Consider the following 11,869-nt stretch of genomic DNA (forward strand, 5'->3'; position numbering starts at 1 on the left):
AACCGGCCACCCGGGCGGGGCGTGCGCCCGCGTGCCGTGCGCCCGTGCGTCCGTACGTGTGCCCGTCCGTGCGCCCGTACGTGTGCCCGCCCGTGCGTTCGCGCGTCCGTCAGACGTCGTGGGCGGGCGCGCGCAGCAGTTGCAGCGAGCGTGCGCCCAGGACGACGGTGCCCCGCGGACCCGGCGCGCCCGTGCCCGCTCCCACCGTGTCGACCACCGTCTCGTACGCCGTCTCCGGGGCCGCCCAGGGCTCCCCGGGCAGGGTGAACACCGTCTCCTCGTGGCCCGCGTTGAGCAGCAGCAGGAAGCTGTCGTCCCGCAACGGCCGTCCGGCGTCGTCCCGTTCGGTCATGGCGGTGCCGGACAGCAGCATGCCGAGGCAGGCGGTCGGCGCGAACCAGTCGGCCTCCGTCATCTCCTTGCCCAGCGGGGTGAACCAGGCCAGGTCGGGCTGGCCGCCGGGGGTGGCGGCCCGGCCGGAGAAGAACGCCCGCTGCCGCAGCACCGGGTGGCGCCGGCGCAGCCGGACCAGCCGCGCGGTCAGGTCGCACAGCTCCTGCCAGCCGGGCTCCGCCAGCAGGGACCAGTCCAGCCAACTGATCTCGTTGTCCTGGCAGTAGGCGTTGTTGTTGCCGCCCTGGGTGCGGCCCAGCTCGTCCCCGGCGGTGATCATCGGGACGCCCGCGGAGAGCAGCAGGGTGGCGATCAGGTTGCGCAGTTGGCGCAGCCGCAGGGCGTTGACGTCCGGGTCGGTGGTCTCGCCCTCGGCGCCGTGGTTCCAGGAGCGGTTGTCGTCGGTGCCGTCCCGGTTGGCCTCGCCGTTGCGCTCGTTGTGCTTGCGGTCGTAGGAGACGAGGTCCCGCAGGGTGAAGCCGTCGTGCGCGGTCACGTAGTTGACGGAGGCGTACGGGCGGCGCCCGCCGCGCTGGTAGAGGTCGGAGGAGCCGGAGAGGCGGTAGCCGAGCTCGCGGACGTCCGGGCGGGCGCCGCGCCAGAAGTCCCGCACGGCGTCCCGGTACTTGTCGTTCCACTCGGCCCACAGCGGGGGGAAGCCGCCGACCTGGTAGCCGCCCGGGCCGACGTCCCAGGGCTCGGCGATCAGCTTCACCCGGCTGAGCAGCGGATCCTGGGAGACGGCGGCGAGGAACGGGTGGTCCATGTCGACGCCGTCGCCGCCGCCCGCGCCGCCGCGGGCCAGGGCGGCGGCGAGGTCGAAGCGGAAGCCGTCGACGCCCATCTCGGCGACCCAGTAGCGCAGCGAGTCGGTGATCAGCCGGATCACCTGGGGGCGGCGGGTGTCGAGGGTGTTGCCGCAGCCGGTGTAGTCGGCGTAGCCGCGCCGGCGGTTCGGGGGGAGGCGGTAGTAGGCGGCGTTGTCGATGCCGCGCAGCGAGAGCATCGGGCCGAGTTCGCCGCCCTCCGCGGTGTGGTTGAACACCACGTCCAGGATCACCTCGATCCCGGCGGCGTGCAGGGCCCGGACCATCCGCTTGAACTCGCCGACCTGGCCGCCGCGCGAACCGGACGCGGAGTAGCCGGCGTGCGGGGCGAAGAAGCCGACGGTGTTGTAGCCCCAGTAGTTGACCAGGCCGCGGGCCTGCAGGTGGTCCTCGCTGGCGTACTGGTGCACCGGCAGCAGTTCGACGGCGGTCACGCCGAGGCGGGTGAGATGGGCGATGGCGGCGGGGTGGGCGAGGCCGGCGTAGGTGCCGCGCAGGTGCGGGGGGACGTCGGGGTGGCGCATGGTGAAGCCGCGCACGTGGAGCTCGTAGAGGACCGTCTCGGCCCAGGGGGTCTTCGGGCGGTGGTCGTCGTACCAGTCGTCGTCGTCGTCGACGACGACGCCTCTGGGGACGAAGCGCGCGGAGTCGCGGTTGTCGCGGACGGTGTCGGCGACGTCCGCCTCCGGCCAGTTGCGGACGGCGGCGCAGGCCGCGTCGTGCGAGGTGTAGCAGCCGTCGACGGCGCGGGCGTACGGGTCGAGCAGCAGCTTGGCCGGGTTCCAGCGGGCGCCGGTCCACGGATCCCACCGGCCGTGCACGCGGAAGCCGTAGCGGGTGCCGGGGCGCACGCCGGGCAGGAAGCCGTGCCAGATCCGGAAGTCCTGCTCGGTGAGGCGGTGCCGGCTCTCCCGGCCGTCCTCGTCGAAGAGGCACAGGTCGACGGCCTCGGCGTCGCCCGCCCAGAGCGCGAAGTTGGTGCCCTGGACGCCGAGTTGGTCCGTCCGGAAGCGGGCGCCGAGCGGCTGCCAGCTGCCGGGCCGCGGTGGCTCGGCGGGGTGCGGGCCGCCGCCCGGCCGTACCCCGGCTTCCAGCTCCTGCCCTGACGCCATGGCCGTACCCTCCCTGGGCGGGGTGTCCCGGACCCCGTTCACTTCCTCTTTCCCGGATTGCGCAGCCCGGAAGCCGCTGAACGGGGGCTTACCGGCGGATGGCGGGCAGGCGCCCGGCGGTGGATGGCGGGATTCCGGGGGCGCCGCGTGTCCCCGGGGCGACGGGAATCGTTGTCCGGGGCGTCGGACGTGAACAGTGGGAGGCCCCGGGATGCGGCGCCGAGGACGGGTGTGGGCGCGGGGCGCGGCGGCGGTGGCCTGCTGTCTGGCGGTCCTCACCGGGTGCGGCAGCGGCGGCTCCCCGGCCGTGCCCGCCGGGGACGCGGCCGGGGCGGGGGCGGTCGCCGCGCCGCCGCAGTCGTCCCGGGCGGTGCTCACCGCGCTGCCGGCCGACGGCGCGGTGGACGTGCAGCCGGAGGGCGCGGTCCGGGTGGGCGCCGCGCAGGGCCGGCTGGTCTCCGTCCGCCTGGCCGACGCCAAGGGCGCCGAGGTGCCCGGCACGATCGCCCCGGACGGCGCCGCCTGGGCTCCCGACGGCCCGCTGCCGCTCGGCACCGCGTTCACCCTGGACTCCGTGGCCGAGGACGACCAGGGCCAGAAGGCGGCCCTGCACTCGGCGTTCTCGACCGTCGCCCGGGCACACACCTTCGTCGCCTTCTTCACCCCGGAGGACGGCTCCACCGTCGGCGTCGGCATGCCGGTCTCGCTGCGCTTCAGCCGCCCCATCGCCGACCGGGCGGCCGTGGAGAAGTCTGTCCGGGTCACCGCCGACCCGCCCGTCCCGGTGGCCGCGCACTGGTTCGGCGACCAGCGGCTGGACTTCCGCCCGCAGCAGTACTGGGCGGCCGGCACCAAGGTGGCGGTGGTGCTGCGGCTGAAGGACGTGCAGGGCGCGCCGGGCGAGTTCGGCACCCAGAGCCGGGACCTGCACTTCACCGTCGGCCGGGCGCAGGTCTCCACCGTGGACCTGGACGCGCACACCCTGACCGTCCGGGCCGGCCAGGGCGGAAAGGCCGTGCGGGTGCTCAAGGTCTCCGGCGGCAGCCCCGAGCACTCCACCTACCGGGGGGTGATGGTGGTGTCGGAGAAGTACAAGGTGACCCGGATGAACTCGCAGACCGTCGGCATGGGCGACGAGTACGACATCAAGGACGTGCCGCACGCGATGCGGCTGACCACGTCCGGCACCTTCCTCCACGGCAACTACTGGGCCGACCCGGCGGTGTTCGGCAGCGCCAACACCAGCCACGGCTGCATCGGCCTGGCCGACGCCAAGGGCGGGACGAGCAAGGACACCCCCGCGGGCTGGCTGTTCGAGCACACCATCCCGGGGGACGTGGTGGAGGTGAAGGCCTCGGCAGGGGACTTCGTGCCCCCGCAGAACGGCTTCAACGGCTGGAACCTGCCGTGGGACCAGTGGCTGGCCGGGAGCGCCCTGCGGTAGCCACGGGCGCCCGCGCCGCCTTCACGTCCGGTTCACCCCGGCTTCACCCGGTTCCGCCCGGGCACCCGTGCGAACTCGTTCGAACGGCCCGGTTATCCTGCTCCGGCGCGTCCGCAGCCCGGCACGAAAGATCCACGTCCGGTGCAACTCATGGCGGCACTCAACGCGTCAACTGAGTGGATACCGGGAGGGGAGAAACCGTGAAGACGGGTAAGACAGCCGGCGCCGCGATACGTACCACCAGCCGCTACGGCCGCAGGGGTGCGTTGGCGTTGGCCATGGGCGGGGTGCTGCTGCTCACCGCGGCCTGCAACGACGACAAGGGCAGCGGTTCGGGCGGTTCGGGCGGCGGGGACGCCGCGGCCAGTGCGCCGGCCGCGGCCGACGCGGGCGGTTCGGCGGCGCCGAAGACCTCGGCCGCGGTGATCGCCGTGGAGCCGAAGGACGGCGCCCAGGACGTCCAGCCGACCGGGCTGCAGGTGTCCGTCGCCAACGGCAAGCTCACGACGGTCGAGGTGACCGACAAGGACGGCAAGCCGGTCGCGGGCGCGATCACCCCGGACGGCGCCGGCTGGAAGCCCGCCGCGGCGCTCACCGTCGGCATGGCGTACAAGGTGAACGCGCAGGCCAAGGACGCCGAGGGGCTGGTGGCCGCGTCCACCACCTCGTTCACGACGCTGACGCCGGACAAGAAGGTCTCCACCAACGACAACATCAGCGACGGCGCCACCTACGGCGTCGGCATGATCGTCTCGGTCGAGTTCAACAAGCCGGTCAAGAACAAGGACGCCGTCGTCCAGGGCATCTCCTTCGAGACCAGCAACGGCACCGTGGTGAAGGGCCACTGGTTCGGCGACCGCCGGGTGGACTTCCGCCCGGAGCAGTACTGGGCGCCGGACACCAAGGTGACCATCAAGTACCGGCTGAAGAACGTCGAGGTCGCCCCGGGCGTCTACGGCGACGTGGACAAGGACGAGCCGTTCACCATCGGCCGCTCGCAGATCTCCACCGCGGACGCCAAGTCGCACCAGATGACCATCGAGCGGGGCGGCCAGAGCACCACGGTGCCGGTCACCCTGGGCGCGGACGCCACCCCCTCCTGGAGCGGGACCATGGTGGTCATGTCCAAGGAGAAGGTCACCCGGATGAACTCGCAGACCGTCGGTCTCGGCGGCGAGTACGACATCCAGGACGTGCCGCACGCGATGCGGCTGACCACCTCCGGCACCTTCGTCCACGGCAACTACTGGGCGAACCCCTTCGGCAAGACCAACGCCAGCCACGGCTGCGTGTCGATGCAGGACGTGAAGGGCGGCAGCGACACCTCCGTCGCGGGCAAGTTCTTCAACGACTCGATGGTCGGCGACGTCGTCAAGATCGTGAACAGCAAGGAGAAGACCGTCGCGCCCTCCAACGGGCTCGGCGGCTGGAACGTGGCCTGGGCCAACTGGTAGGCCCTACCCGGAGGTTCGCCCGGATACTCGGGCACTCCGGTGGGTTCTCGCGGAGCGGTCCGATCCTCACCCGTTGGGGTCGGACCGCTCCGGTTTCCGGGGCGCGCGGCCCCGGGCATGGCGCAACCTTTCCGGTGACCGGGTGCGTGCGGCGGCCCGGCCGGGGAGTTCGGGCGTCGGGGTGGTTCCCGCAGTTCGGGCGGTTCAGGTGGTCCGGGTGGTTCAGGTGGTCCGGGTGGGTTCCGAGGGAGGGGATCGACGTTGAGGTCGATACGCAGAGTGGTGGTCGCCGGCCTGGTCGGCGGGGCGATGACACTGACGGCCGCCTGTGGCGGCGGCGGTGGCGGTAACGGCGGCGGGGGCGGCGGCAGCGCGGCCAAGGCCGACCTGGGGGCCGGGGCGGCCGCGTCCCGGCCGGCGGAGGCGCCCACCAGCACGGCACCGAAGGTCTCCAAGGCCGCGGTGAGCATCGAGCCCAAGGCCGGCTCGGTGGACGTGGCACCGAACGCGATCAAGGTCGGCGCCACCGGCGGCAAGCTCACCACCGTGAAGGTGAGCGACAAGACCGGCAAGGAGGTCTCCGGCACGATCTCCGCCGACGGCTCCTCCTGGACGCCGACGGCCGCCCTGGCGGTGGGCACCGCCTACCAGGTCAGCGCGATGGCCGCGGACGCCGACGGCGCGGTCGCCACCGCGGACAGCAACTTCACCACGCTGACCCCGACGGCGCTCGCCAAGGCCTCCGACAACGTGGACAACGACGCCACGTACGGCGTCGGCATGATCGTCTCGGTGGAGTTCAGCAAGGACGTCAAGAACAAGGACGACGTCGCCAAGGGCATCACCTTCGAGACCAGCAACGGCACCGCGGTCAAGGGCCACTGGTTCGGCGACCGCCGACTGGACTTCCGGCCGGAGCAGTACTGGGTGCCCGGCACCAAGGTGGTCGTGCACTACCGCCTCAAGAGCGTGGAGATCACCCCCGGGGTGTACGGCGGAGACCGGGACGAGCCCTTCACGATCGGGCGATCCCAGATTTCGACGGTTGACGCCGCCGCGCACAAGATGACCGTCGCGCGGGGGGACGGCCAGAACTCCGAGATCGACATCACCTCCGGCTCCGAGGACCACCCCACCTGGAACGGCACCATGGTCGTCATGTCCAAGGAGGGCACGGTGCGGATGCAGTCCAGCACCCTGCCCGGCATGACCGGCGCGCCCTACGACCTCCAGGTGCCGCACTCGATGCGGCTCACCACCAGCGGGACGTACGTGCACGGCAACTGGTGGGCCAAGAACAGCATCTTCGGCGGGGACAACGTCAGCCACGGCTGTGTCGGCCTCAAGGACGTCGAGGGCGGCGGCGACTCCACCTCGATGGGCAAGTTCTACGACAGCTCGGTCGTCGGGGACGTGGTGATCGTCAAGAACTCCGTCAAGAAGGAGACGCTCGACCCCTCGAACGGGCTGAGTGGCTGGAACCTGCCGTGGAGCTCCTGGTAGGACGGCGCGGGGGTCAACTCGGGCTTGACGTACACAGGCCCGGGTCGACCCCTTCTTGCATCCGGCATATGCCGACTCGGGGGAGATCGTTTGCTCATTGTCCGTACGCGGCTGCTTGCGTTCCGCAATGATGGTCCGCATGGCGGGTTGGGGCGAAACAGATCAGTCATCAGTTCCCGGGGCCGGAACGGTCGCCGCGGCGTTCTGGATCGACGTCCAGGGAGCGCTCTCGGCGCTGGAGCGGCTCAGCTCGGCGGAGCTGGAGGAGATGTATTCCGGCAGGCTGTGCGATCAGTCCTCGCCGAACGAGGTGCGACTGCCGTCGCGGCCGGAGTCCGGCCCGGTGGCCCGGCGGCTGGTGCTGTCCGTCCTGGAGTCCTGGGACCTCCACCAGCACCTGGAGGCCGGGGAGTTGCTCACCAGCGAGCTGGTGTCCAACGCCGTGCGGCACGCCGCCGGCCGCACCATCGGCCTGCACGTCAGCCGCAAGCCGGGCTGGCTGCGCATCGAAGTCCGCGACTCCTCCCGGGCGTTGCCCTGCATGATCCTCGCCGAGCCCAAGCCGGTGAACGAGTGCGGGCGCGGGCTGAAGATCGTCGACGACCTCGCCGACCGCTGGGGAGCGGACCTGCTGCCGCGCGGGAAGGGCGTCTGGTTCGAGCTGAAGGTGCGCGAGCGGCAGTAGGGCCCGAACGGCCGTGAGCCCCGGGCGCCCGGAGGCGGATACGCGCAGGGCCCCCGGAGTCGCCGTGGTCCGGCGGGTGGGGGCCCGTGCAAGTCATCGCGCCGGCCAAGGGGGTGCGTGCCGCGCGATGGGCGTCGGCAGTGCCAGGTCGGGCCCGCCGAAGTCGATGCCTCGACTATCGCATGATCTCAGCATGTGGGCAAACCGGGTGGCTTGGATTAAAAGGTTTGTAACCTAGTTCACCTTTGTATTTTGTATAGGTTCACGCCGCGGCCTGTGAATATTCACGATCTGAGGGGCGTGGCCATGGCCTGTCGGGCGCGGTCGGCGTGGCGGCGGACCGCCGTGGCGGAGAGCTGCCGGCGAGGCGGCGGGATGATCGCCTCGTTGCCGCGACAGGCGCGACAGAGGCCGCCGAGGAGCACGTGCGGGCGGCACGGCGTACGGCAATCGGTGCACTCGACGATGCGGGCGGGCTGCTGCTGGAGCAGCGGCCGGTCCGGCGGCAACTTGTCGATCAGGCGGCGCCGGGTGAGGCCTGCCGGGCTGTGCACGTCCGGCGGCAGGCTCGCGGTGAGCGCGGCGGTGAACAGGGCGGGCGTGGTGCCCCGCGCCAGCCACTCGGCGGCCAGCGGTTCGAGCGCGGCACAGTCGGCGGCGGACAGCGCGAGGCGGGAATCCGCGAGACCTAGCCCGGCGAGGGCGGCGTACGCGGCCGACGCGGGAGGGGTGCGGTCGGGCGTTCGCTCCTCCGGGGGATCGGGTGCGGCGGCCGTTGACGCCTCGCCGGTGGCGAGGAAGTGCGCCCACCAGGCGTCGGAGCGGGGAGTGCGGGAGAAGTAGGTGCGGAACACCCAGCGGCAGTCCCTGGAGCTGATGCGCTCCCGGACCCGCCGCAGGTGACCTGCGGCGGAGAGCCGGTGGAGGGCCGTGCGGCACGCCATCTGCCCGTAGTGGGGCTGAAGGGCGGCGAGGGTCTTGACGTCCATGGCGGCACCGTCGGGGAGCCGGTCGACGAGCGAGGCGAGGTAGGCCTCGCGCGCCGGGAGATGGGTGAAGTCGCTCGCGGCGCGCGGCCGTTGGTCCGGCGCGGACTGCTTGCCGTACCCGGGGGAGGCCATGGCGGTAGAGTCGTGGGTAGCCACAGGATCGAGTCTCTTTCGATCGTGCCGGTCAGACCCCCGTTCGGTGTTGCCGCACCGGCGGGGGTTGTTTCGTTGCTGCGCACGCTACACGGGGGAACCGGCCGTGGCGAAGTGATGACGATAAGTCATATGTGCAGCGTGCAGGGGTGGTTGGAAGGTGGTTACCTCACCGTTCCACTAAGGGGTCACTCGGCTCGCGCGGCTTGAGCTTCGGACGCGAAGGAGACGAAGGAGGACCAGGCCTCGGGGGAGAAGGTGAGGGTCGGCCCGGCCTTGTCCTTGGAGTCCCGGACGTGGATGGCGGAGGGGCAGGAGGCCACCTCGACGCAGTTGCCCCCCTCGGTCCCGCTGTAGCTGGATTTCACCCAGATCACATCGGTGCGCATAGCTCCTCCGCCAACTTGTTGATGAAACGAGCCGACTCCTCGGGGCTGAGGGCCTGCCGGAGGATCATCGCATGGCGCTGCCAGAGCAGATTCACCTTCTCCGGGTCGGCATAGAGCAAGCCCATGGACTGCCCCTCCTCGTAGGCGAGGCGTTCGTGATCGATGGTCTCCAGTAGGACGAATGCGCCGTTGACTCCCGGATGAACGCACTTGGCGGGGACCACCTGGATGTCGATGTGCCTCGCTCTGCCAGCAGCAAGTAGGTGCTTCAGCTGTTCCCTGTGCTCCGCAGAGGTGCCGAACTTGCGCAGGAGGGCGAACTCATCAATGAGGAAGCTGAACGACTTGGTCTGCTTGCTCAGGATCACTTGACGAGCCAGTCGGGCGGAGACTCGTTCCTCCACGGTGTCGTCGTCCAAAGGCGGCCAATGTGCATTGAGTAGGGCTCGGGCGGTGGCCTCGGTCTGCAACAGGCCAGGGATGAGCTGGCTCTCGTAGGAACTCAAGACGGTCGCCTCGGGCTCGTACTTCATGAAGTCCTGAGAGAAGGAGGGGAACTTCTCGGGCTTCAGGAACGCGGCAGCCCCCACCAGCATCCCCTTCGCATCGCACAACTCATCGGCTGCCTGAAGGAGCTGGAGCGAAGGCTTCCGCCGCCCTGCCTCCATCGACCGCACGCTCTCGATGTCGTAGTTGGCAGCCTGGCTCAGCTGCTCCCGAGTCACACCGGCCTGTTCGCGCCACCGCTTGAGCTGATCCCCGCAGTACTTCCACGACATCGGGTTTTCCTTCGGTGTGCTCATCGCCCGGTGCCCCTCCCTGCCCTGGTCAGAGGGCGGTCAAGCTGTCGCTGTACCTGCGGTGTAACTCCCGAGGCTATGCCCGCCTGTCGATCCTTGAAGGGTGAAATGGCCGAACTCGGTCCTGACGAGTGAAGCCGTCCGTGCGCTCCTCCCAAGGACTCTGATGCTCATTCAGCCCGTCGACGTCGTCGAGTGGATGTTCCCCCGCCTCCCCCGCAGCGCCGGCCGTGCCCGGATCCGCTTCATCCGGCAGGCCTTCGAGTGGGAGGTGCCCGTCGACGCGGCGGAGACCGCCCTGATCCTCCTCAGCGAACTCGTCACCAACGCCTGCCGCCACGCCCGCTCCCCGCGTGACCGGATGATCGGTGTCCGGGTCCTGCTCCCCACGGCCTCCCTGCTCCGCATCGAGGTCTCCGACGCGAACCCCGACCTCCCGGTCGTCCGCCAAGCCACGCCGGACGACGAGTCCGGGCGGGGCCTCGAACTCGTCGCCGCCCTCGCCACCTCCTGGGGCGCCCACCTCCGGGGGAAGGGCTACCTCGGCAAGACCACCTGGTGCGAACTCGCCCTCCCCACCCCGGCCAACCCCCACGACTGACCATCGCCGCCCACGCCCGCGCGGGAAGTCGGCCGGGCCGACTTCCCGCGCGGGCGTGGGCGGTCAGCCGGGGCTCAGCACTCGATGACGTTGACGGCGAGGCCGCCGCGCGAGGTCTCCTTGTACTTGATCTTCATGTCGGCGCCGGTCTCCTTCATCGTCTTGATCGCCTTGTCCAGCGAGACGTGGTGCCGGCCGTCGCCGCGCAGTGCCATGCGGGCGGCGGTGACGGCCTTGACCGATGCCATGCCGTTGCGCTCGATGCAGGGGATCTGGACCAGGCCGCCGACCGGGTCGCAGGTGAGGCCGAGGTTGTGCTCGATGCCGATCTCGGCGGCGTTCTCGACCTGCTCGGGGGAGCCGCCGAGGACCTCGGCGAGGCCGCCCGCGGCCATCGAGCAGGCGGAGCCGACCTCGCCCTGGCAGCCGACCTCGGCGCCGGAGATGGAGGCGTTCTCCTTGAAGAGCATGCCGATGGCGCCGGCCGCGAGCAGGAAGCGGACGATGCCGTCCTCGTCGGCGCCCGGGATGAAGTTCAGGTAGTAGTGCAGGACGGCCGGGATGATCCCCGCCGCGCCGTTGGTCGGCGCGGTGACCACCCGGCGCCCGGAGGCGTTCTCCTCGTTGACCGCCATCGCGTAGAGCGTCACCCACTCCATCGCGTTGGCCGGGCCGATGCCCTCGGCGCGCAGCGCCCGGGCGCCCGAGGCGGCCCGGCGGCGGACCTTGAGACCGCCCGGCAGGATGCCCTCGCGGCTCATGCCGGCCCGCACGCACTCCTGCATCACGGACCAGATCTCCAGCAGCCCGGTACGGATCTCCTCCTCGCTGCGCCAGGCCTTCTCGTTCTCCAGCATCAGGCCGGAGATGGACAGCCCGGTCTCGCGGGAGAGCCGCAGCAGCTCGTCACCGGTGCGGAAGGGGTAGCGCAGCACGGTGTCGTCGGGCTTGACCCGGTCCGCGCCGATCGCGTCCTCGTCGACGACGAAGCCGCCGCCGACGGAGTAGTAGGTCTTCTCCAGCAGCGTCGAGCCGTCCGCCGCGTAGGCCCAGAGGGTCATGCCGTTGGCGTGGTACGGCAGCGAGCGGCGGCGGTGCAGGACCAACTGGGTGTCGGGGTCGAAGTCGACGGCGTGCTCGTCGAGCAGGTTGATCCGCTTCTCGGCGAGGATCCGCTCGACGTCCTTGTCGGCCCGGTCGACGTCGACGGTGCGGGGCGAGTTGCCCTCCAGGCCCAGCAGGACGGCCTTCGGGGTGCCGTGGCCGTGACCGGTGGCGCCCAGGGAGCCGTACAGCTCGGCGCGCACGGCCGTCACCTGGGCCAGCAGGCCTTCGGACCGCAGTCGGCGGGCGAACATCCGGGCGGCGCGCATCGGGCCCACGGTGTGGGAGCTCGACGGGCCGATGCCGATGGAGAAGAGGTCGAAGACGCTGATGGCCACGGAGGGACGTCCTTGTCTGGTCTCGTGGAAGGACTTGCGGGCGGGGCGGGGCGGGGCGGGGCAGGGCTTGGCAAGGG

10 protein-coding genes are annotated in these 11,869 nt (G+C 71.1%); 5 read left to right on the top strand and 5 right to left on the bottom strand.

From position 1 onward, the window contains the following. Positions 1–109 precede the first annotated feature (109 nt). Positions 110–2,332, bottom strand: coding sequence for a glycogen debranching protein GlgX (gene glgX / locus IF30_RS0111750; protein WP_030235930.1), 2,223 nt, complete (start codon positions 2,330–2,332; stop codon positions 110–112). Positions 2,333–2,543: 211 nt separating this feature from the next. Here glgX and IF30_RS0111755 point away from each other — a divergent pair, with 211 nt between their 5' ends. The 4 genes from IF30_RS0111755 to IF30_RS0111770 all read left to right on the top strand — a co-directional run bounded on the left by IF30_RS0111755 (position 2,544) and on the right by IF30_RS0111770 (position 7,418). Then, complete coding sequence (locus IF30_RS0111755) at positions 2,544–3,776, top strand: L,D-transpeptidase (RefSeq protein ID WP_030235934.1); 1,233 nt, start codon at positions 2,544–2,546, stop codon at positions 3,774–3,776. A 200-nt stretch (positions 3,777–3,976) separates the two neighbouring features. Continuing rightward, the gene (locus IF30_RS0111760) at positions 3,977–5,230 is read left to right on the top strand and encodes a L,D-transpeptidase (protein ID WP_234322674.1); all 1,254 of its coding nucleotides are present in this window, start codon (positions 3,977–3,979) and stop codon (positions 5,228–5,230) included. Between the two features lie 261 nt (positions 5,231–5,491). Next, a complete protein-coding gene (locus IF30_RS0111765; RefSeq protein WP_030235941.1) occupies positions 5,492–6,733 on the top strand; it encodes a L,D-transpeptidase in 1,242 nt (413 codons plus the stop codon). Positions 6,734–6,860: 127 nt separating this feature from the next. Continuing rightward, entirely contained in the window at positions 6,861–7,418 is a 558-nt protein-coding gene (locus tag IF30_RS0111770) for an ATP-binding protein (protein ID WP_234322675.1), read from the top strand. A 284-nt stretch (positions 7,419–7,702) separates the two neighbouring features. On the opposite strand, the gene IF30_RS0111775 is transcribed toward IF30_RS0111770, so the two are convergent. From IF30_RS0111775 to IF30_RS0111785, 3 genes are all read right to left on the bottom strand, one after another. Then, entirely contained in the window at positions 7,703–8,563 is an 861-nt protein-coding gene (locus IF30_RS0111775; RefSeq protein ID WP_158834944.1) for a hypothetical protein, read from the bottom strand. Positions 8,564–8,748: 185 nt separating this feature from the next. Beyond that, complete coding sequence (locus IF30_RS0111780; protein ID WP_037899693.1) at positions 8,749–8,949, bottom strand: DUF397 domain-containing protein; 201 nt, start codon at positions 8,947–8,949, stop codon at positions 8,749–8,751. Then, positions 8,934–9,752 (bottom strand): helix-turn-helix domain-containing protein, encoded by an 819-nt coding sequence (locus IF30_RS0111785; RefSeq protein WP_030235953.1) that lies wholly within the window; start codon positions 9,750–9,752, stop codon positions 8,934–8,936. The genes IF30_RS0111780 and IF30_RS0111785 overlap by 16 nt, the downstream gene beginning before the upstream one ends. Before the next feature lie 163 nt (positions 9,753–9,915). Between IF30_RS0111785 and IF30_RS0111790 the strand changes: the two genes are divergently transcribed. After that, positions 9,916–10,350, top strand: coding sequence for an ATP-binding protein (locus IF30_RS0111790; protein ID WP_030235955.1), 435 nt, complete (start codon positions 9,916–9,918; stop codon positions 10,348–10,350). 74 nt (positions 10,351–10,424) lie between these two features. Here IF30_RS0111790 and IF30_RS0111795 read toward each other — a convergent pair whose 3' ends face one another. Beyond that, positions 10,425–11,792, bottom strand: coding sequence for an L-serine ammonia-lyase (locus tag IF30_RS0111795; RefSeq protein ID WP_030235958.1), 1,368 nt, complete (start codon positions 11,790–11,792; stop codon positions 10,425–10,427). Positions 11,793–11,869 lie beyond the last annotated feature (77 nt).

This window comes from Streptomyces sp. NRRL S-350 (assembly GCF_000719705.1).
Taxonomy (GTDB): Bacteria; Actinomycetota; Actinomycetes; order Streptomycetales; family Streptomycetaceae; genus Kitasatospora.

What these genes read in the sequence shown, in the direction of transcription:
- glgX (WP_030235930.1), bottom strand. Translation starts at nt 2,332, where the DNA reads ATGGCGTCAGGGCAGGAGCTGGAAGCCGGGGTACGGCCGGGCGGCGGC.
- IF30_RS0111755 (WP_030235934.1), top strand. Translation starts at nt 2,544, where the DNA reads ATGCGGCGCCGAGGACGGGTGTGGGCGCGGGGCGCGGCGGCGGTGGCC.
- IF30_RS0111770 (WP_234322675.1), top strand. Translation starts at nt 6,861, where the DNA reads ATGATGGTCCGCATGGCGGGTTGGGGCGAAACAGATCAGTCATCAGTT.
- IF30_RS0111780 (WP_037899693.1), bottom strand. Translation starts at nt 8,949, where the DNA reads ATGCGCACCGATGTGATCTGGGTGAAATCCAGCTACAGCGGGACCGAG.
- IF30_RS0111785 (WP_030235953.1), bottom strand. Translation starts at nt 9,752, where the DNA reads ATGAGCACACCGAAGGAAAACCCGATGTCGTGGAAGTACTGCGGGGAT.
- IF30_RS0111790 (WP_030235955.1), top strand. Translation starts at nt 9,916, where the DNA reads ATGCTCATTCAGCCCGTCGACGTCGTCGAGTGGATGTTCCCCCGCCTC.